The sequence below is a fragment of the Frankia sp. AgPm24 genome, assembly GCF_023243055.1.
Classification (GTDB): domain Bacteria; phylum Actinomycetota; class Actinomycetes; order Frankiales; family Frankiaceae; genus Frankia; species Frankia umida.
Genome location: NZ_JALKFW010000162.1, coordinates 23311 through 44171 on the forward strand (window position 1 = coordinate 23311; position 20861 = coordinate 44171).

Annotated in this window: 15 protein-coding genes; 7 read left to right on the forward strand and 8 right to left on the reverse strand. The window is 72.9% G+C overall.

Features of this window, described 5'->3' with window-relative positions; genetic code table 11:
- Positions 1–64: 64 nt before the first annotated feature.
- Together MXD61_RS09065 and MXD61_RS09070 are read right to left on the reverse strand one after the other, a co-directional pair.
- Entirely contained in the window at positions 65–706 is a 642-nt protein-coding gene (locus MXD61_RS09065; protein WP_374628667.1) for an alpha-ketoglutarate-dependent dioxygenase AlkB, read from the reverse strand.
- A 57-nt stretch (positions 707–763) separates the two neighbouring features.
- On the reverse strand, positions 764–1831 hold the full coding sequence (locus tag MXD61_RS09070) for a cation diffusion facilitator family transporter (RefSeq protein ID WP_248812395.1): 1068 nt from the start codon (positions 1829–1831) through the stop codon (positions 764–766).
- Positions 1832–2033: 202 nt separating this feature from the next.
- Between MXD61_RS09070 and MXD61_RS09075 the strand changes: the two genes are divergently transcribed.
- A complete protein-coding gene (locus MXD61_RS09075) occupies positions 2034–2879 on the forward strand; it encodes an SDR family oxidoreductase (RefSeq protein ID WP_248812396.1) in 846 nt (281 codons plus the stop codon).
- A gap of 175 nt (positions 2880–3054) precedes the next feature.
- Positions 3055–4683 (forward strand): serine/threonine-protein kinase, encoded by a 1629-nt coding sequence (locus tag MXD61_RS09080; protein ID WP_248812397.1) that lies wholly within the window; start codon positions 3055–3057, stop codon positions 4681–4683.
- A gap of 122 nt (positions 4684–4805) precedes the next feature.
- On the opposite strand, the gene MXD61_RS09085 is transcribed toward MXD61_RS09080, so the two are convergent.
- Positions 4806–7742: an AAA family ATPase gene (locus tag MXD61_RS09085; RefSeq protein WP_248812398.1), complete on the reverse strand. Its 2937-nt coding sequence runs from the start codon at positions 7740–7742 to the stop codon at positions 4806–4808.
- A gap of 120 nt (positions 7743–7862) precedes the next feature.
- Here MXD61_RS09085 and MXD61_RS09090 point away from each other — a divergent pair, with 120 nt between their 5' ends.
- Positions 7863–8480 (forward strand): hypothetical protein, encoded by a 618-nt coding sequence (locus MXD61_RS09090; protein ID WP_248812399.1) that lies wholly within the window; start codon positions 7863–7865, stop codon positions 8478–8480.
- A gap of 145 nt (positions 8481–8625) precedes the next feature.
- Here the strand turns inward: MXD61_RS09090 and MXD61_RS09095 are convergent, their stop codons facing one another.
- Both MXD61_RS09095 and nifJ read right to left on the reverse strand, forming a co-directional pair.
- Entirely contained in the window at positions 8626–9204 is a 579-nt protein-coding gene (locus MXD61_RS09095; protein WP_163548418.1) for a heme-binding beta-barrel domain-containing protein, read from the reverse strand.
- Positions 9205–9361: 157 nt separating this feature from the next.
- Positions 9362–12919 carry a pyruvate:ferredoxin (flavodoxin) oxidoreductase gene (gene nifJ / locus MXD61_RS09100; protein WP_251079654.1) on the reverse strand — a complete coding sequence of 1186 codons (3558 nt, stop codon included), beginning with the start codon at positions 12917–12919 and terminating at the stop codon, positions 9362–9364.
- A gap of 227 nt (positions 12920–13146) precedes the next feature.
- Here nifJ and MXD61_RS09105 point away from each other — a divergent pair, with 227 nt between their 5' ends.
- Positions 13147–15252: an NAD(+) synthase gene (locus MXD61_RS09105; protein WP_248812401.1), complete on the forward strand. Its 2106-nt coding sequence runs from the start codon at positions 13147–13149 to the stop codon at positions 15250–15252.
- 595 nt (positions 15253–15847) lie between these two features.
- Entirely contained in the window at positions 15848–16444 is a 597-nt protein-coding gene (locus tag MXD61_RS09110; RefSeq protein ID WP_248812402.1) for a hypothetical protein, read from the forward strand.
- Between the two features lie 215 nt (positions 16445–16659).
- Here MXD61_RS09110 and MXD61_RS09115 read toward each other — a convergent pair whose 3' ends face one another.
- Complete coding sequence (locus MXD61_RS09115; RefSeq protein WP_248812403.1) at positions 16660–17322, reverse strand: DUF4232 domain-containing protein; 663 nt, start codon at positions 17320–17322, stop codon at positions 16660–16662.
- Positions 17323–17470: 148 nt separating this feature from the next.
- Between MXD61_RS09115 and MXD61_RS09120 the strand changes: the two genes are divergently transcribed.
- On the forward strand, positions 17471–17797 hold the full coding sequence (locus MXD61_RS09120) for a DUF4286 family protein (RefSeq protein ID WP_163548423.1): 327 nt from the start codon (positions 17471–17473) through the stop codon (positions 17795–17797).
- 269 nt (positions 17798–18066) lie between these two features.
- Here MXD61_RS09120 and MXD61_RS09125 read toward each other — a convergent pair whose 3' ends face one another.
- Both MXD61_RS09125 and MXD61_RS09130 read right to left on the reverse strand, forming a co-directional pair.
- Positions 18067–18849, reverse strand: a complete 783-nt coding sequence (locus tag MXD61_RS09125) for an ABC transporter permease (protein ID WP_163548424.1) — start codon at positions 18847–18849, stop codon at positions 18067–18069.
- Positions 18846–19862 carry an ATP-binding cassette domain-containing protein gene (locus tag MXD61_RS09130; protein ID WP_248812404.1) on the reverse strand — a complete coding sequence of 339 codons (1017 nt, stop codon included), beginning with the start codon at positions 19860–19862 and terminating at the stop codon, positions 18846–18848. The genes MXD61_RS09125 and MXD61_RS09130 overlap by 4 nt, the downstream gene beginning before the upstream one ends.
- Positions 19863–19916: 54 nt before the next feature.
- Between MXD61_RS09130 and MXD61_RS09135 the strand changes: the two genes are divergently transcribed.
- On the forward strand, positions 19917–20765 hold the full coding sequence (locus MXD61_RS09135) for a TetR/AcrR family transcriptional regulator (RefSeq protein ID WP_248812405.1): 849 nt from the start codon (positions 19917–19919) through the stop codon (positions 20763–20765).
- The last annotated feature ends 96 nt before the right edge of the window (positions 20766–20861 follow it).

Sequence of the window (20861 nt, forward strand, 5' to 3'; positions counted from 1 at the left end):
CCAGGGCCGTTTCGGCGTCGAGCCGGCGGCCCGCCACGGCGTCGCGGCAGGGGCGAAGGGCTGGTCATCGGACGTCCCGCGGGCGGAACTGGACGCTGACCCGGGGGCCGATCGGGCGGGTGGTCTTGGGGACCGCGTGATCCCAGGTGCGCTGGCAGCTGCCGCCCATGACGAGCAGATCGCCGTGGCCGAGCTCGTAGCGCAGGGCGGGCCCGCCGCCACGCGGGCGCAGCAGCAACGGACGTGGATTGCCCAGCACCACGATCGCGACCATCGTGTCGACCCGCGCGCCCCGGCCGATGCGGTCACCGTGCCAGGCCACGCTGTCCTGCCCGTCGCGGTAGAGGCAGAGCCCGGCGGTGACGAACGGCTCCGCGAGCTCCTCGCGGTAGTGCTCCCCGAGAGCTCCGCGGGCCTGCGCGAGCACCGGATCGGGCAGGCCCGCTCCCTCGCCGTACCAGGCCAACAGGCGTGGCACGGCGACCACCCGGTCGTACATCGGGCGCCGCTCCGCCCGCCAGGGCACCTCGGCCTCCAACCGGGTGAACAGCAGATCGGCACCCTCGACCCAGCCGCGGCGCACATCCACCCACGCGCCGTGGGACAACGGGTGCCGGCGCACGGCGGCCCCCAGCGGCCGCAGCGACACCTCCGCGGCGCCGTCAAGCAGCGAGGACTGGAACGGTGCGACTCCCACGAGAACCATCCTATCAAACACACGTTCGAAAATGATGGGCTGGTCGCCGTCCCCTCCGTGCCCGGCTCACACCGGCTGCGACGCCCCCGGTTCACCGGACGGCTCGATCGACACCTCGTCGGGAGCGGACAGGCTCAGCACCGCGTGCACGACCGCCGGCGAGGCCATCAGTTTCGCCTCGACCGCGCGCAGCCGGACCGCGACCCGCGACTCGCTCTCGTCCCCGACGATGTCGACGTCGCCAACGACGGTGACCATCCGCGGACCGACCACCTCGACCCGCAGCTTGGTGACCCGATCGACCTCGGGCAGCGCCAGCAGGGCCCGAATCGTCGCCGAACGCACCCGCGGGTCGGCCTCCTGGCCGATGAGGAACTGCCGGTTGCGTCCGATCAGCACGAGCGCGACCAGCCCCAGCAACACCCCGACCAGGATCGATCCGATCGCGTCGAACGCCGCCTCACCGGTGATCTGGTGCAGCGCGAGCCCCAGTGCGGCGATCACGATGCCCACCAGCGCCGCGGAGTCCTCGGCGAACACGGCCCGCAGGGTCGGATCGGAGGTGCCCAGGACGTGTTCGATGAGGTCACGGTCCATCGACGCGGCCTCCTTGCGGGCCTGCCGGGCCGACTGCAGGAACGAGGTGCCCTCCAGCACGAACGACACCGCCAGCACGATGTAGCCGATCAGGTAGTCACCACCCTCGCCCTTCTCGGCGAACAGTTCCTGCACCCCGTGGGTGATCGACACCGCGCCGCCCGCCACGAACAGGCCCATCGCCGCGAACAGCGACCAGATGTACGCCTCCCGGCCGAACCCGAGCGGATGGCCCGGCTCCGGTGGACGCCGCGACCGCCGCTGCGCCACCACCAGGAACACCTCGTTGCCGGTGTCGGCCCACGAGTGCGCCGCCTCGGCGACCATCGACGCCGACCCGGTGAGCAGTGCCGCCCCCGACTTCGCGATCGCGATCACCAGATTGGCCACGAAGGCGATCGCGACCGTCAGACCGCTCTCGCCGTGCTCGGCGCCGCCGTCCTGTTGCAGGGGGATGGCGCTGCGTGCCGCCGCGGGCAGCGCGCCCGGGTCGGCCACCGCCTCCGGTGGCAACCCTGCGGCCCGGGCGACCCGCACGCTACGCTCCGACGGCGTCCCATCAGCGAGCCTCGCGATCTCCGGTCCTTCTGGCAGCGCGGGTTCTGGCGTTGGTGGCGTCGGTGCTGTCATACCCCAGAACATCGCCCGGACCCACCACCCGTTAAACCGTGATCCGCCCGTACTGGACGGCCGGTGTCCGGACGCCCCAGACTGCTGGGTGGCTGAGAGGAATCCCGCCATGAGCACCGTTCGGGACAAGGTCGTCGTCATCACCGGGGCGGCCGGCGGTATCGGCCGTGCCCTCGCCCTCGACGTCGCCCGCCGCGGCGGGCGGCTGGCCCTGTCCGACGTCGACGAGCGGGGTCTGGCCGACACCGCCGCGCTGGCCCGGGCCATCGGCGCAGAGGTGCACACCAGCCGGGTGGACGTCGCCGACCGCGCCGCCGTGCGGGCCCACGCCGCCGACGTCCACGCCCACTTCGGTCAGGTCCACCAGCTCTACAACAACGCCGGTATCGCCGGTGGCGGCGCCACCATCCTGGACGCCGACTGGGAGATCTACGACCGGGTGCTGGCGGTGAACCTGTGGGGCGTCCTGCACGGCACCCGCGCGTTCCTGCCGCATCTGGTCGCCTCCGGCGATGGTCACGTCATCAACATCTCCAGCCTCAACGGTCTGCTCGCCCAGCCCGAACTCGCCCCGTACTGCACGTCGAAGTTCGCCGTCCGCGGCTTCACCGAGACCCTGCGACTGGAGATGCTGCAGGCCGGCCATCCGGTGCGGGTCACCCTCGTGCACCCCGGCGGGGTCCGCACCAACATCGCCAGCGCCGCCCTGGCCGAGGCCCGCGGACGCGGCGAGCGGATCACCGACGAGTACGAGGCGCGCATCCGCTTCTACAACGACCACCTGCTGCGGCTGTCCCCCCGCCAGGCCGCCCAGGCCATCGTCCGCGGTGTCGAGGCCGACCATCCCCGCGTCCTCATCGGTCTGGACGCGCGGATCGCCGACCTCACCGCCCGTGCCCTGCCCCGCGCCTACCCCGCCCTGGCCGGCCTCCTGTTCCAGCTGCTGCGATACTGAACCGGCCCCGACCCCGACCCCGGCGACGACCCCGGCGATGCCGAACCGGTCGCCGCGCACACCCCCCTGGGTCGTCGCGCGGTGGCACTCTGTACTAGTCTGCGGCAGATCCTCCGCTGCCACCGTCGCCTACCCGCCCGGAGCATGATGTCTGTCGACCGTCGTCCGGCCGGGCATGCGGGATCTTGAGCCGGGCGATCCGCGCGCGGTAGGCCCGTACCTCCTGCGGGCGCGGCTCGGCGAGGGCGGTATGGGCCGGGTCTACCTGGCACACTCCGCCTCCGGGCGGTTGACCGCCGTCAAACTGATCCGGCCCGAACTCGCCGCCGACGACGTCTTCCGCGATCGTTTCCGCCGTGAGGTCGCCGCGGCGCGGCTGGTCTCCGGCGCGTTCACCGCCCCCGTCGTGGACGCCGACCCCGACAGTCCCACCCCGTGGCTGGCCACCCAGTACGTCCCCGGACCGTCGTTACACGAGGCCGTGGCGCACAGCGGCCCGTTCTCGGCGCGGGTGCTGCGCCGTCTGGGCGCCGGCCTGCTCGAGGCGCTCATCAACGTCCACCGCGCCGGCCTGGTCCACCGCGACCTCAAACCGAGCAACGTCCTGCTCGCCGCGGACGGCCCCCGCCTGATCGACTTCGGGATCGCCCGCGCCGCCGACCACACCGAACTGACCCGCTCCGGCGACATCGTCGGCACCGCCGCGTACATGTCGCCCGAGCAGGCCAGCGGCGACCCGGCGAGCCCCGCGAGCGACGTCTTCGCCTTCGGCGCCGTCCTGGTCTTCGCCGCGACCGCCCGCGGCCCGTTCGGCCGCGGCTCCCCCGCGAGTGTCCTGTACCGCGTCGTGCACGCCGACCCCGACCTCACCGGTGTTCCCCCTGACCTGCACGGTTTCGTCCAGTCCTGCCTGGCCAAGGACGCCGCCGACCGTCCCGCCCCCGAGTCCCTGCTCGCCTGGCTCGCCACCGACGTCCCCCTCGCCGGCCCCAGCTGGCCCGCCGGCGTCACCCGCCTGCTCGACCAGCGCGCCGCCGAGGCCAACGCCCACCCCGCTCCCACACCGCCCCCCTTCCCGCCGCGGCCAACCCCACCACCCAGACCGACCCCACCGCCCCGGCCAACCCCACCATCCCGGCCAACCCCACCATCCCGGCCAACCGCACCACCGCGGCCAGCCCCACCGCCGCAGCCGACGCCGCCGCGGCCGCAGGCGGCGGTGTTCGCCGGCCGCTGGCAGCTGTTCCTGATCGTGGGCCTGATCCTGGCCGTGACGAGTGTGGGTCTGGCCGCCTGGGCGGTGTCGGCCATCGCCACCGCCGCATCCGACGGCATGCGGCAGGCCCAGCGGAGCACCGTCGACGATCAGGCCGTGGCCAACCGGGTCGTCGGCGCCGGCATCGTGCTGATCGCCAGCCTGATCGCCATGCCGATGGCCTGGTGGCGGCTACGGTACGGGCTGCGCCGACCCGCGCTGTCGATCAGCCCGCACGGTATCCACGTCGAGGCCGGCGGCCACCAGGTCGACCTCGGCTGGCGCCACATCGCCCGCGCCGACGTGATCCCGCTCCGTGGCCGCCAGGTCCTCGCCGTCTGGCCCACCGTCCCCGGAACCACCTGGTCCCTCCAGGGACGCCGGGCCCGCCGACGCCCCCGCGGCCGCTACCGCTGCTTCTGGCGCGACCACACCCTCGGCTGCGATGTCATCATGGACGTCGCCCTGCTCCACGGCGCCCCCTCCCACGACATCTCCGCCGCCCTGGCCACCATCCCGCCGTCCTCGGCCCCGCCCTACCGCCCATAACTCCCCCCGGCACACCCCCGGGGGACGGTTCCGCGGAACCGTTTCCGTGCTCTCTGCTGTCCTCGTCGCCGTGGGTGTGGCGCCGCACGGGCGGGTTCGAGCGCACAGTGCGAGGTCACCTGTCAGCTGCTGTCGGCGCGCCAGTGGGCGACGAGCTGGGTGCGGTTGGTGCAGCCGAGTTTGGCCAGGATGTTGCGGACGTGGCTTTCCACCGTCCGTTCGCTGAGCACCAGCGTCTCGGCGATCTGCCGGTTCGACCGGGCCTGGACGACCAGGGACGCCACCTCCCGTTCGCGAACGGTGAGCACATCGTGCGGGTGGGCGCGGCCACGGGCGGCGGCGGGTGGGAGCGCGGCGAGCAGCTGGTCGGCGCGGGCCCCGGGGCCGGGCATGTCGAGGCGGCGGGCTTCGGTGGCCGCGGCGGTCGCCACCGGGACGGCGGCGTCGGGGCACCCGCGGCGGCGCAGCACGTCGGCGAGCGCGAGCCGGCCAAGCACGACGTAGGGGCGGGCACCCAGCGCACGGTCGGCGTCGATCGCCCGGCGCAGCGCCGCCTCCGCCGCGGGCAGGTCGCCGGCGTGCGCGAGGGCCCGTCCGTACGGGCCGTCCATGGCACCGACGAACAGCACTGTCGGGATGCCGTGCGCGCCGGGATAACGTGCCAGCGGTGCGAGCCGGCGGGCGAGCAGGCGGGCGGTGGCGGCGTCGCCGAACGCCTCGACCAGGTCGATCGCCTGCACCAGCACCCCGGCCCAGCGCACGTCGACGACCGGGTCGTCCAACTGCGGCCGCAGCCGCTCGTAGCAGGCCCGGGCCTGCTGCGGATGACCCGCCAGCAGCAGCGCGTTGGCGCGGAACGCGGTCATCAGGGTGTTGGACGGGGCGTCCTGGAGATCCTTCCACAGGTCCGCGGGCAGGTCCGCGGGATCGCCGCGCAGACCCGCGAGGTGCTGCGCCCACGCGTGGCCAAGCCCGACCGACAGGGGATCGCCGAAGGATCGGGCCAGCCGGCCGGCGGCGCCGTCGTGGGCCCGGCCGGCGGCGAACCGTCCCTCCAGGACCGCCCGGGCGGCCTGACCACGCAGCAGATGCCAGCGGGCCAGCGGCAGCCCGCCGCGTTCGGTCAGGCGGGCGATCGCCGTCATCGCCGTGTCCACCACGTCAAGCTGGCCAAGCTGGTAGGCGGCCCGCAGCCGCCACTGCTCGGCCAGCACCCCGGACAGCGACTGCCCGAGCGCCGCCGCCTGCCGCGCCGCCAGGTCGGCCAGGCGCAGCCGCTCGTGGACGTCGTCCGCCTCGGTCAGCAGCAGCTCGCTGGCCCGTGCGGCATCGAGCAACGCCTGGCCGCCGCTGGTGGTGGTGGTGGTGGCGAGGGTCATCGCCTCCCGGGCCAGGGGGCGGGCCTCGTCCGCGTCGCCGGCCTCGGCCCGGATGGTGGCCAGCTGGGAGAGCAGCTGCGCGCGGATGGACACGGGCTGGTCGGTGGTCAGAGCCTGGCGGCACAGGGCGGCGACGACATCCGCCGCCTCGGGGAAGGTGACCCAGCGGACCACCAGTGCCGCGGTGGCCACGCAGGCGGGCTGGACGGCGGCGGCCTGCGCGCAGTGGCGCAACGCCTCGGTCAGGTTGCCGGCGAGGTAGTGCGCGCGGGCCAGCTCGAGCAGCGCTTCGGCCAGCACGCCCGGCTCGGCGCCGGCCAGCCGCGAGGCCGCCACGGCGACGCTCAGATGTGCCACCGCGTCGTCGAAGGCGAGCGCCTGACGGGCCTGCGCGGCCGCGATCCGCGCCCAGCGGACCGTCTGGTCGGGGCGTCCGGCGCGGCTCCAGTGCGCGGCGATGTCCGCGGCGACACCCGGCGGACACTCGCCGCCGGGCAGGCCGGCACGGGCCTCCAACGCCGTCGCGGCACGCTGGTGGATGGTGCGGCTGAGCGCGTCCCCGTCGTGTGCGGCCAGGGTCTCGGCGAGCAGGCCGTGCGCGAAGACGAACCGCCGAGGCGCACCCACGGCGCCGACGTCGGCATCGGCATCGACGTCAGCGATCATCAGGCCGGTGTGGTGGGCGGCGTCCACCGCGGCCGCGGCGACGGGTTCGGCGACGGCCGCCGCGGCGGCGAGCAGGGGGACGTCCACCGGGCCACGCAGCAGGCCCGCTGCCCGCAGCACCGGACGCGCGTCGGCGGGCACCTGACCGAGCAGGACGTCGACAAGGTCACCGACCCGTACCGGCCGGCCGGCCCCGGTGGCGGCGACGTCGAGCAGCAGGGGCAGGCCGCCGCAGCGGCGGGCCACCTGACGGGCCAGGTCGGGGCCCGCCGACGGCGTACCGGTGGCCCGCAGGTACTCGCCGACGGCGACGTCGGGCAGCGGAGGCAGGTGGGTGACGTGCACCCGTGGCAGTCGCGGCAGTTCCCGGTGCAGCCGTGACCATGCCGAGTCCCGCTCCGGCTGGTGGTCCCGCGCGGTGAGGACCAGCAGCAGGCGGGCATCGGCGAGGCCGGCCGCGACCTGACGAACCAGCTCCAGGGTGTTCGCGTCGGCCCAGTGCACATCCTCGAGCGCGAGCACCCACGGAACGCCGGACGCCACCGCTGTCGCGGTCGCGGTGGTCGCGCTGGCCGCGGCCAGCAGGGTGTCCGCGACGTCCGCCAGGGCGGCGAAGCGGACCGCGGCGAGGTTCGGGGGGTCGATCGGGACGTGCGCCTGGCCGACGGCGTCGAGGGCGCGCCGCGACTCGCTCAGGCCAGCGCCGCCAGCGCGGGCCAGGGAGCGCAGCGCCTGCTGCCAGGGCCACAGCGGCGGTGTGCCGTGATCGGGCCGGCAGTAGCCACGGCCAACCGGCACCGGCACCGGCAGCGACACCGGCAGCGACATGCGCGCCGGCGTGGACGCCGGCGTCGATGCGCGCAGCAGTTCCTCGAGCAGGCGGGTCTTGCCGATGCCGGCGGGCCCACAGATCAGCGCGACGCCGCCATGGCCGTGGGCCGCGTCGCGCAACCGGGTGCGCAGCGCGGCGAGCTCCGCCTGCCGGCCGACGAAGGGGCGATCCGTGCCTGACACGGTTCCATCATCGTCCGCGCGAACCAGTACCCACACCAGTACTGGCACTGAGGTCCGCGGTCGCGCGCGGCGGCATCGTCGAGTCCGTCACCATCTCAACCAGATCGCAGGGAGATTCCGATGGACATCGTCGTACATCCGATCAGCGGAGCGTCACCGCCCCACGACGACGCCTGGGTCGACGCGGTGCTCGCCACCGTCCAGGGCAGCGCCGGCGCGCTGGTCAGCCGCGCGATGGGAATGCCCAGCCGGGAGACCGGCGTCCCCGGGCTGCTCATCACGATCTGGGACGGCGACGGCGCGGGCAGCACGGCGGCCGTCGAGGTCGGCGCGGGCCTGCGGATCGGGGTGGGCCGCCGCTACCGGATCACCGCCGGCGGCAGTGGGCTTGAGGTCGCGGGGCCGCCGAGGTATGTGCAGTTCACCGAGTTCGGCGGGCCGCACGACCAGAGCTGGGTCGACGCGTTCACCGACAGTGGGCGCCGGCGCATCTGGCCGGCGATGCGCCCGGTGCCGGGGATCGTCGCCTGCCTCACCGCGGTGGCGGCGGACGGAGCCGCGCTCGCGCTGCCACTCGCCGAGAGCGTCGAGTCCCTCGAGGAGGCGCTGCGTCGCACCATGGCCGCGAGCCTGCTGCCCGACGAGGACCCGGCGCTGCTCACCGGCCCCGACCACGTCGACACCCAGCGCCTCCTCCACGCCGAGATCCCCGCCGGCCTGCTGGGCGCGACGGGCTGATCCCGGCGGTCGCCCTCGGTGGGCATGGCCCCGCCCCGGTCGCGGAACGCGGTGGAAGCGACCGGGGCGAGCGAGGCGCGGGAGTCGAGCGGGCGCTGAGCGGGGGCTGAGCGGGGGCTGAACGGGTGTCAGCCGTCAGGTCGGCTCAGGCGTCGGCGGCGCGGCGCAGGACGTTGCGGTCGGTGTGGATGACGGGTTCGGTGACCCGGCCGTGGGTGATGACGGTCTTCTCGTCGTAGCCCCAGCTGCCGTCCGGGTAGAGGGTGATCGCCACCTCGTAGAGGGTGGTGTTCGCCGCCTTGATCAGGTAGGGGTTGGACAGGATGCCGTAGCTGGTGGAGCCCTGCTCGGCGCGCATCGTGTAGCTGGTCGCGTCGACGGTGGTCTCGCCGCCGGCGATCAGGGTCTGGCCGCGGGGGACCATGAACGAGCGCATGACGTGGCCGAGCTCGGCGTCCCACAGCCAGTAGCCGACCTCGGTGTGGAAGGGGTTCTCCTCCTCCACCGCGGTGCGCCAGGCGGCCATGCGGTAGTCGAGGCCATACAGGTGCTGGGAGCCGTTGTCGACCGGGCCGAACGGCTTGAGGGAGATCTTCTCCCGGTACGGGGTGGTGATCATCGAACCTTCGACGTTACCGAAGGCGATGTCGATGCCCTGGTCGCCTTCCCATTCGCCGGCCAGGGCGGCAAGCGGGCCCCACTCGGAACCAACCAGACTGGTCAACGCCGAATCCTCCTCGTGACAGGTTGCTGTCGCTCAACGGTCGATACATAGGTACTACACGCAGATGTCGGGTAGGTGATCGGTGAAAAACCTCGCACCGGTGCCGGCGGCAGTCACCCGCCGCCGGCACCGGTGCGGCCCCGCCACGGCGGATGGGTCAGTCCGGCGTGGCGGGCGTGCGGGGCGCGGCGGCCTCACGCTCGTAGACGGCCCACCGTTCGCGGATGTCGCGCTGGGCCTGTTCCGCGAGCTGAACGGCCGCCTCGGGGGCGGCGGCGGCGAGTCGGGTGAACCGGGTCTCGGTGGCGGCGAAGTCGGCGAAGTCCATCGACGGCTTGCGCGAGTCCAGGGAGAACGGGATCTCCTCACGCGGGTCGACCCGGTAGAGCGGCCAGTACCCGGACTTCACCGCGGCCTTCTGGTGCGACAGACCGTCGGTCATGTCGATGCCGTGGGCGATGCAGTGCGAGTAGGCGACGATCAGCGACGGGCCGTCCCAGCTCGCGGCCTCGTTGAAGGCGCGCACCGTGTGCTTGTCGTTGGAGCCCAGCGCGATCTGCGCGACGTACACGTCGCCGTAGGCGGCGGCGAGCAGACCGAGGTCCTTCTTGCGGGTGCGCTTGCCGCCGCCGGCGAACTTCGCGACGGCGCCGCGCGGGGTCGACTTGGACGCCTGACCGCCGGTGTTCGAGTACACCTCGGTGTCCAGGACCAGGACGTTGATGTTGCGTCCGGAGGCGAGCACATGGTCGAGGCCACCGAAGCCGATGTCGTAGGCCCAGCCGTCACCACCGACGATCCAGACGGCCTTCTCGACGAGGTTGTCGACGAGCGGGTCGAGGCGACGGTCGTGCTCGGGGTGGGCGGCCAGGCGTCGGCGCAGCTCGGCGACCCGGGCGCGCTGGTGGGCGATGCCGGTGTCGGTGCTCTGGTCGGCGGCGAGCAGCTCGTCCACCAGGCTGTCGCCGACCAGGGGGGCGGCGATGCGCAGCAGGCGGCGGGCCTCGCGGGCGCGGGCGTCCAGGGCCAGGCGCATGCCGAGGCCGAACTCGGCGTTGTCCTCGAACAGTGAGTTCGCCCAGGCGGGGCCGCGGCCGGCCGCGTCCGCCGTCCACGGGGTGGTCGGCAGGTTGCCGCCGAAGATGGACGAGCATCCGGTGGCGTTGGCGATCAGGATGCGGTCACCGAACAGCTGGCTCATCAGTTTGAGGTAGGGCGACTCGCCGCAGCCCGAGCAGGCACCGGAGAACTCGAACAGCGGCTGGCGCAGCTGGGAGCCGCGCACGTCGTCGCCGGGGACCAGGGTCGGGTCGAAGGCGGGCAGGGTCTCCAGGAACTCCCAGCCGAGGCGTTCCTCGGCCATCCGCGGCGCGGCGTCGACCATGTCGAGGGCGCGGTGCTCCTTGTTGGTCCTGTCGACCGCGGGGCAGACCTTGGCGCACAGGCTGCACCCGGTGCAGTCGTCCGGGGAGACCTGGACGGTGACCTGCAGACCGGCGAGGTCCTTCTCCTTCGGGGTGCGGGTCTTGAAGGTGGCGGGGGCGTCGGCGAGCAGCGCCGGGTCGAACGCGGACATCCGGATCGCGGCGTGCGGGCAGACCAGCGCGCACTTGCCGCAGTTGATGCACAGGTCCGCGTCCCAGATGGGCAGTTCGTGGGCGATGCCGCGCTTCTCGTAGCGGGCGGTGCCGACGGGGAAGGTGCCATCGACCGGCAGGGCGCTGACCGGCAGCAGTTCGCCCTCGCCGGCCATGATGCGGGCGGTGACCTCCTTGACGAACACCGGGGCGTCCGGGGCGAGGACCCGGATGGCGGCGACGCTACCGAGGCCGCGTCCGGCGAGGGTGACCTCGGCGAGCGCGCCGAGGGAGGCGTCGACGGCGGCGTAGTTACGGGCCAGCACCTTCTCGCCGCGTTTGCCCTGGGCGATGCGGATCGCGTCCTTGACGGCGGCGACAGCGATCTCGGAGCCGCTGGTGTCGGCCGCGGCGGGCAGCAGCCCGGACAGGCTCAGGTAGCAGGTCTGCAGGACGGGGCTGACGATGCCGGGCAGGCCCGCGTCGCGTGAGACACGGTCGGCGTCGACGACGAACAGCCGCGCCCGCTTCTCGAGCAGGTGCCGCTGCGCGTTCGCCGGCAGGTGCTCCCACACCTCGTCCGGACCGTACGGGCTGTTGATCAGGACGGTGGCGCCGGGGGCGGCCACGGCCAGGACGTCGACCCGTTCGAGCAGGGAGAACTGGTGGCAGCCGACGTACTCGGCGTCGCGGATGAGCCAGGGGGCGTCGACCGGACGCGGGGACAGCCGCAGGTGCGAGACCGTCATCGAACCGGACTTCTTCGAGTCGAACACGAAGTAGGCCTGGCTGTGCAGCTCGGTGCGGCTGGCGACGATGTTGGCGCTGGCACGGGTGGCACCGACGGTGCCGTCGCTGCCCAGACCGTAGAAGACGGCCCGGCGGACGTCCGGCGCCTCGGCGAACTCGGTGATGCTCGCGGGGTCCACGGGCAGCGACAGGCCGGTGAGGTCGTCGGTGATGCCGACGGTGAGTTCGCGGCGGGGACGGGCGGCGGCGAGTTCGGCGAACACGGCCGCGGCCATCGCCGGGGTGAACTCCTTGGACGCCAGGCCGTAGCGGCAGCCGATCACCCGCGGCATGCTCTCCGGGCGTTCGGCGAGGGCGGCGAGCACATCCAGGCGCAGGGGCTCGCCGGCGGCACCGGGCTCCTTGGTGCGGTCGAGCACGGCGATGGTCGTCGCGGTGGCGGGCAGGCAGGCCAGGAACGCGGCGATGTCGAACGGCCGGTAGAGGCGGACCTGGACGAAGCCGACCTTCTCGCCGCGGGCGATCAGGCGGACCACCGCGTCGCGCACCGCGGTACGACCCGAACCCATGATCACGATGACCCGGTCGGCCTCGGGGTGGCCGTGGTACTCGAAGATCCGGTAGCGGCGGCCGGTCTTCTCGGCGAACTGGTCCATCGCGCGCTGCACGATGCCGGGGACGGCCGTGTAGTAGGCGTTGGCGGCCTCGCGGGCCTGGAAGAACGTGTCCGGGTCCTGGGTGGTGCCGCGGATGACCGGGTGGTCCGGGGACAGCGCGCGGGCGCGGTGCGCCTCGATCTGCTCGGCGCTCAGCAGCGAGAGCAGCGTCGCGTCGTCGATCTCGTCCACTTCGTTGAGCTCATGGGACGTGCGGAAACCGTCGAAGAAGTGCAGGAACGGGACGCGGGACTCCAGGGTCGCCGCGTGGGACACGGCGGCGAGGTCGTGGGCCTCCTGCGGGGAGGCCGAGGACAGCATGGCGAAGCCGGTCGACCGGGCGGCCATCACGTCGCTGTGATCGCCGAAGATGGACAGCGCGTGAGTGGCGATGGTGCGGGCGGCGACGTGCAGGACCATCGGCGTCAGCTCGCCGGCGATCTTGAACATGTTCGGCAGCATCAGCAGCAGTCCCTGCGAGGCTGTGAACGTCGTCGAGAGCGCACCGGCCTGCAACGCCCCGTGCACGGCGCCGGCGGCGCCACCCTCACTCTGCAGCTGCACCACTTCGGGCAGCGCACCCCACAGGTTCGCCATTCCCTTGGCCGCCCAGGCGTCGGCGAGTTCCCCCATCGCCGACGCCGGGGTGATCGGGTAGATGGCGATCACCTCACTTGCCCGATAGGCCACCGATGTGGCGGCCTCGTTCCCATCGATCGTCTTCTGACCCATGCGTTCCAGGGTCGGTCGCCGACACCGTTGATCGCCCGGGACTTCCTTCCCCTGCGCCGGGCCCGAATGGCCCGTTATGTCGCATCTGTCAGCCTGCCCGGTCGTCCAGCCGGTCGTCCGGCCACGCGGACGGCGGGCACATCACCCCTGTTGGTGGACGTTCGGGCGGTGACCGACCGGACGGGCTCGCGGATAGTGGAGGCTGGTCGCGGGACAGGGCGGCAGCGATGGGGGGCGGCGGGGTGCGGGAGTTCGGGGCGATCCATCGGCATGGGCTGGTGCGGGTCGCGGCGGCGACGCCGGTGGTGTCGGTCGCCGATCCGGCGCGCAACGCCGCGGCGACGATCGCGCTGGCGCACCAGGCGGACGCCGACGGGGTGGACGTCGTCGTCTACCCGGAGCTTGGCCTGTCGTCGTACGCGGTCGGGGATCTGCACCTGCAGGACGCGCTGCTGGGCGAGGTGGAACGGGCCGTCGACACGGTGTGCGAGGCGAGTGCCGAGCTCGGGCCGGTGCTGCTGGTGGGGGCGCCGCTGCGACGCGGCGGGCGGCTGTTCAACACGGCGCTGGTGATCTCGCGGGGGCGGCTGCTCGGGGTGGTGCCGAAGGTGTACCTGCCGAACTCGCGGGAGTACTACGAGAAGCGCTGGTTCGCCTCCGGCGCCGGCCAGGAGGGCCTCGAGATCACCGTGGCGGGGCGGATGGTGCCGTTCGGGCCGGATCTGGTCTTCGCCGCGCGGGACCTGAGTGACCTCGTGGTCGGGGTGGAGATCTGCGAGGACTACTGGGCGCCGGTGCCGCCGTCGTCGTACGCGGCGCTGGCGGGGGCGACGCTGCTGGCGAACCTGTCGGCGTCCAACATCGTGGTGGGCAAGGCGGCGGTGCGCGCGCAGCTGTCGGCGGCGCAGTCGACGCGGGCGATGGCGGCCTACGTCTACTCGGCGGCGGGGACCGGCGAGAGCACCACCGATCTTTCCTGGGACGGGCAGGGCACCATCCACGAACTCGGGGATCTGCTCGCCGCATCGGCGCGGTTCACCGACGGGCCGGGGCTCGTCGTCGCCGATGTGGACCTGGGCCGGGTCCGGTCGGAGCGGATGCGCACACCGACGTTCGCCGACGCGGCCCGCTACGCCGGGGAACCGGCGCGGCGTTTTCGCACCATCGGCTTCGACCATCACCCCCATGGACGGGATGTGGGGCTGCGCCGGCCGCAGCGGCGGTTTCCGTTCGTTCCGGACACCTCCGAACGCCTTGATCTCGACTGTTACGAGGCGTTCAACATTCAGGTGCACGGTCTGGCCCAGCGTTATCGCGCCGTCAGTGGTGGACGGGACGCCGTGGCCGCCGGGCGGGGTCGCGCGCGGATGGTGATCGGGGTGTCGGGTGGGCTGGATTCGACCCATGCGCTGATCGTCGCGGCGAAGGCATGCGACCTGCTGGGCATCGACCGCACGACGATTCTCGCGTACACGATGCCGGGTTTCGCCACCAGCGCCGGGACGAAGGCGAACGCGTGGGCGTTGATGCGGGCGCTCGGCGTCGAGGCGGCGGAGATCGACATTCGCCCGGCGGCCCGCCAGCTGCTCACCGACCTCGGGCATCCCGCCGCGGGCGGTGCGGCGCAGTACGACGTCACCTATGAGAACGTGCAGGCCGGGTTGCGCACCGACTATCTGTTCCGGCTCGCGAACCACCACGGCGGGTTCGTCGTCGGCACCGGGGATCTCAGCGAGCTGGCGCTGGGCTGGTGCACCTACGGGGTCGGCGACCAGATGAGCCACTACGCGGTGAACGCGGGTGTGCCGAAGACCCTGATCCAGTACCTCATACGCTGGACGGTCGGCTCCGGGCAGTTCGACGCGTCCACCGGCGCGCTGCTCACCGCGATCCTCGACACCGAGATCTCCCCCGAGCTCGTCCCCGCCGACGCCGAGACCGGTGCGATGCAGAGCACCCAGGACCGGATCGGCCCGTACGAACTGCACGACTTCTTTCTGTTTCACATTCTGCGGTACGGGCTGGTGCCGTCCAAGGTGCTGTTCCTGGCCTGGGCGGCGTGGCGGGACGCCGACGCGCCCGGCTGGCCGGCGGGATTTCCCGGCGACCAGCGGCACGCCTACGATCTGGCCACGATCGAACGGTGGCTGCGCGATTTCCTGGTGCGCTTCTTCGCCACGTCCCAGTTCAAGCGCTCCGCACTGCCGGACGGACCGAAGGTGAGTTTCGGCGGGTCGCTGTCGCCGCGCGGTGACTGGCGGGCGCCCTCGGATGCCAGCGCCGCCGCCTGGCTCGCCGAGCTTGACCGCGCCGGCCCAGAACAGTCCCGGTAGCACTCTTTCGGGTACCCCCAGGGCCGCGACATGGCGTTTTGCGCCCAGAACGCGGCGGCCCGCGCGCTTCGCCATGCCAGAGTGCCCCCGAAAGCAGTACAGCCAAAAGGCAGTACACGGATGATGGGGAGGCAGGCGCAGTGAGCAGACACCGCCAGCCCGTGACCGGGCGGCACCGGTCGCATCCCGCCCGCGCGACGCCGCGACGGCCCGGGCAGCACGCCCGACGGCCCACCCCGGCCTGGCAGCCGATGTCCGCGACGCGGCGGGCCCGCCGCGAGGCCGCCGTGGCCACCGGCGCGATCCTCACACTGCTGACCGCCGTTCTGCTCACCAGCAAACTCACCCCCCAGCTCGCGAGCGCCGCGGCGCAGCGTGGGCCGGGCTCCGGGTCGGCGGGCAAACAGGACGGTGGTCCCGCGACAGGCCTGGTCGCCCGCCCGCCCACCGGCGGCTACGGGGACGGCGACCAGCCCCTGCCACTGCTGATCGCCACGGCGGATGCCGGACCGATCGGCCGGGTCATCGCCCTGCCCACCACCATCTCGGCGCGTTTCACCACCGCCACCCATGGCCGTCCGCGTCCCATCGACCCATGGCTCCCCGCGGACACGACCTGGGACGGCCCCGTGCCGGCGCTGCTCGCCCGGCCCGCCGCATCACCGCTGATCGAGCAGCGACCGCCCGCCACGTCGACATCGGCAGCCGCCTCGGTGGGCGCTCCCGCGACGGCCACACCGACATCGGCGACATCGGCCGTATCGGCCGTATCGGCCGTATCGGCGGCATCGGCGGTATCGGCGGCATCGGCGGTATCCGTGCCAGTTCCAGCCTCAGCGACGTCCGGACGATCCGCCGACCTGGGCGCGACGTCCAGCACCGGCTCCCCCGCCAGTGCCTCGCCGACGCCGAGCGCGACGCCCTCGCGACGAGCCACCTCGTCCACCCCGACGCGGACTCCGACCTCCACACCACCAGCCTCCGCACCAGCCACGTCGGCACCGCCAGCGTCCGCACCACCGGCATCCGCACCAGCCACATCCGCACCGCCGGCCCCCAGTTCGCCGCCAGCGTCCAGTTCGCCGCCGGTCACAGCGGTGACGCCGGAGCCGTCGAGCCCGGCGCCGCAGCCCACCACGGCGCCGGCCACATCCGAGCCGAGCCCGGTTACCGAGCCGACTCCGGTTACTGAGCCGACTCCGGTTACCGAGCCGAGCCCGGTTACCGAGCCCACCGCGGTTACCGAGCCGAGCCCGGTTACCGAGCCGAGCCCCGCGCCTGAGCCGACCCCGGACGTCACAGCGCAGCCCTCGAACACGCAGGCCGCCGCCGACGGCGCCGAGGCAACCACCGCCAGCGGCACCGACTCCGCCACCACCGCGCCGTGACCGGCAGGGCATCGCGGCGCTAGCCGGGCTGTAGCGCCAGAAGGTAGGTGCCGGGGTGGGTGGCGCCGGACTGGTCGAGCAGCGGGCCGTCGTCCCAGGTCAGGGTGCTGGGGGTGGTGGTGTCCGGTGGGGTGATGAGGATGCGGGTCGCCTCGAAGGCGCCGGGGACACCGGTGTCGGCGGGTAGGTAACGCAGGGCGGCGTGAGCGGTCCCGCCGGGGGCCAGGACCATCCGGGTGGGGCTGACCAGCGGGGAGCGCTCGAGGTCCCAGGCGGTGCCGTCCTGGGTGACCAGGCTCGCACCCGGATAGCCGCTGACGGCGCACCGCCGCGACGAGCGGTTGGTCAGCACCACGGAACGCTCCCGCTGGTCACCCTCGAGCCGGGACACCGGACCCAGCGAGACCGTCAGATCGCTCGCCGCGCACCGACCTACGCCACCGTCCGCCGACGCCCCGCCCGCGGGCACCAGGGCGGCGGAGGACCTGGCAACGGAGGACCTGGCAGCGGAGGACGCCGTCGCGGCGGTCTCGGACGCGCTGCCGCAGGCGGCCATGCCCAGGGTGGCGGCCAGCACCGCGACAGCGACAGGCAGCCGGGGCGCGCGGCGGGGCCGCGCCTGGTTACCGGGACGTCGACCTCGCACATTCGGACTGTAGGACCAGCGGGCGTCCCGGGCCATCGTGCTGCCCGTCGTAGCGGTGGCGCCCAGGGGCGAGACCTGGACATACTCGACACGCTGTGCTGTACGGCACAGTCGGCCGGTGTCATCCGACCGTCTGTGAGCCGACCCCGCACGAGATGAAGATCCACGAGCGACTGGAGTACCCATGGCCAAGGGCATCCTGCTGGTGCAGTCCCGTCCGATCAGTCCCGAGGCGGAGGCGGAGTACAACCGCTGGTACGACGAGGAGCACATCCCGGACGTTCTCAAGGTGCCCGGTATTGTCTCCGCCCGGCGTCTGCGCGCCCGCGACGCCGGACCGATCAGGGTGTCGGGCGAGGCTCAGCCGTACATCATCGTTTACGAGCTCGAGGCGGACGACCTGAACACCCCCATGGACGAGCTCGCCAAGCGGACCGCCGAAGGCAGCGTCACCCTCAGCGACACCATCGACCGCCCCTCGCTGACCACCGTCTACGAGCTGATCGACTAGCGACCCACACCAGACGTCACGCCGCGTGACGGGCCCGAGCCGAACAGATCGGCCCGGGCGCTACGCGGGTCGCCGTGGGGGTATTCGTGTCCGAAATGCCCCCCACGACGACCCGCGTGGGTGGATCACGCGAAGCGGATCGCCGCGCAGTGTGACAGCGGCGCGGGTCGGCGGGGCGGGACAGCGGCACGGGTCGGTGGGACGGGCACGGGTCGGTGGGACGGGACAGCGGCACGGGTCGGCGGGGCGAGGCGGGTCGGTGGGGCGGGTCAGTGGGTGGTGGTGCGGCGGAACAGGTGGGTGGCGGCCGGCCAGGACAGGGCCAGCAGGCCGAGGGTCCAGGCGAGGGCGATCAGGGCCTCGTGCGCGGTGGACGCGCCGGTGGAGGTGTGGCCCATCCACAGGCCGCGCATGGTCTCGATGATCGGGGTGAAGGGCTGGTTCTCGGCGAAGCCGCGGAGCACGCTCGGCATGGTGTCGGTGGGGACGAACGCCGTGCTCACATACGGCAGGAACATCAGGACGAAGGTGAACGAGTTCGCCGCCTCCGGGCCGCCGGCGAGCAGGCCGACCGCGGCGGCGAGCCAGGACAGCGCCAGGATGAACAGCACGATCAGCCCGAGCGCGCCGGCCCAGCGCCACACCGACGTCGTCGGTCGCCAGCCGATGCCCAGGCCCACGCCGATGACCAGGGCGGTCGCGAGCAGGTTGCGGGTGAGGCTCGCCGCGACCTGGCCGAGCAGGATCGCCGACGCCCGGATCGGCATCGAGCGGAACCTGTCCACGATGCCACCGGCCAGGTCGGTGGCCAGGGCCACCGCCGTCGTCCCGGCGCCGAACCCGGCGCACAGCACGATCAGCCCGGGCACCACGTAGTCGACGTACGGGCCGTGATCGCGCAGCGCACCGCCGAACACGTAGACGAACAGCAGCATCAGGATGATCGGCAGCATCAGCGCGGTGAAGAACGCCTCCGGGTCCCGCCAGGACCGGCGCAGGCAACGGCCGACCATGATCCGGGAATCGACGATGTCGTAGGTGAGGCTGCTCATCGGGCGAGCTCCGATCGGGTGGCGCTACGGGGAGCCGGGGTGGCCCCGGCGGTGTCAGCGGTGTCGGTGAGGGCGAGGAAGACGTCGTCGAGACTGGGGCGGTGGGTCGACACCCTGGGTGATCCGGCGGCGGTGCTGCCGCCGGTGGCGACCAGCAGGTCGAGCAGGTCGCGCAGTCGGGCGCTGGAGCCGTCCGTGGGGATGTCGATGCGCAGCGCACCGTCGTCCGCCGCCTCGATCGTGAACCCGGTGCCGCCGGCGCTCGGGGTGAGCGCGGCCAGGGCACTCTGGTAGGCGCGGGCGTCGGGGAAGCGCAGGCGGACGATCTCGGTGCCGAGGCTGGACTTGAGCTCGTCAGGGGTGCCGCGGGCGACGATGCGGCCGGCGGTGAGCATGCCGACGGTGTCTGCGAGCTGGTCGGCTTCCTCGAGGTACTGGGTGGTCAGCAGGATCGTGACGTCCTGGGCGGCGAGGTGGCGCACGGTACCCCAGAGCTGTTCACGGCTGCGCGGGTCGAGGCCGGTCGTCGGCTCGTCCAGGAACAGCAGCTCCGGGCGGCGGATCATGCTGGCGGCGAGGTCGAGGCGGCGGCGCATTCCGCCGGAGTAGGTCTTCACCCGGCGGTCCCGCGCGTCGGTCAGGTCGAACTCGGCGAGCAGCTCGGCGGCGCGGGCCCGGGCGGCGCGCCGGCCCAGGTGCAGCAGACCGGCCATCATCTCCAGGTTCTCCCGGCCGGTCAGGACGTCGTCGACCGCGGCGTACTGGCCGGTGAGGCTGATCGCGCCCTTGACGCCGACCGGGTCGGTCAGCAGGTCGTGGCCGGCGACGGTGGCGCGCCCGGAGTCGGGACGCATCAGCGTGGCCAGGATCCGCACCAGCGTCGTCTTGCCCGCACCGTTCGGGCCGAGCAGACCGAACACCGAACCCCGCTCCAGGGCGAGGTCGACGCCGTCGAGCACCACCTGTGCGCCGAAGGACTTGCGGATCCCCTCCGCAACAACTGTGTATGACATACACGGTAATGTATATGACGTACACAGTAGCCGTCCAGCCGTATCCTCGCTGACGTGGACGGGACCCGTAGGCCCAGCGAGGCGCCCCCCGCGGCCCCTCGGCCGCTGCCGCCGGGGATCGACCTGCTGTGGGGGCGTCGTGCCCGGGGCGGACGTGGCCCGCGTCCGGGCCTGTCGGTGGACGCGATCGTCACCGCCGCCATCGAGCTTGCCGACGCCGAGGGGCTCGAGGCCGTGTCGATGGCCCGGGTCGCGAAGGCCCTCGGCTTCACGACGATGTCGCTCTACCGGTACGTGGCCAGCAAGGACGAACTGCTCACCCTGATGTGGAACGCCAGCGCCGTCGGCGTCGAGTCACTGACGTTGGACGGGGCGACCTGGCGGGAGAAGCTGCGCGCCTGGGCCCTGGTCCAACGCGACATGATCGACCGCCACGCCTGGATCACCCAGATGCCGATGGCCGCGCCGCCGCTCGCGCCGAACTCGATGACGTTCGTCGAGCTCGGCCTCGCCAGCCTCGACGACACCGGCCTGCCCGGCGCCGAGAAGCTCCGGATGATCGGCCTGCTCAGCTCCTACACCCTCAGCGAGGCCCGGATGGCCAACGACGCCGCCCGCGCCGCCGCAGCCGCCATGGCCGCCGCCGCGGAGATGGGCGAGACGCCGACAGCCTCACCCGGGTGGACGTTCGAGACGCTGCTGCGCGAACTGGTGGACGAGCGGACCTACCCGCGGCTGCACGCGATCGCCTGGTCCGGCGAGATCGGCGGCGACCCGAGCGGTTTCGACGAACGGGCGGAGTTCCTTCTCGGCGTCGACACCATCCTCGACGGCGTCGCCGTCCTCATCGACCGTTATCGCGGCGCCTCCGATGACGGCCAGGAAACAGCCTCAGCGCGGTGAGGCCAGCATTCTGGCATATGTCATCGCCTCCCGCGTGAGTTCTCGCAGCCTGGCAAGGCTCTTAAAACAGCATCACTGTTGAAATCACAGGAGGCT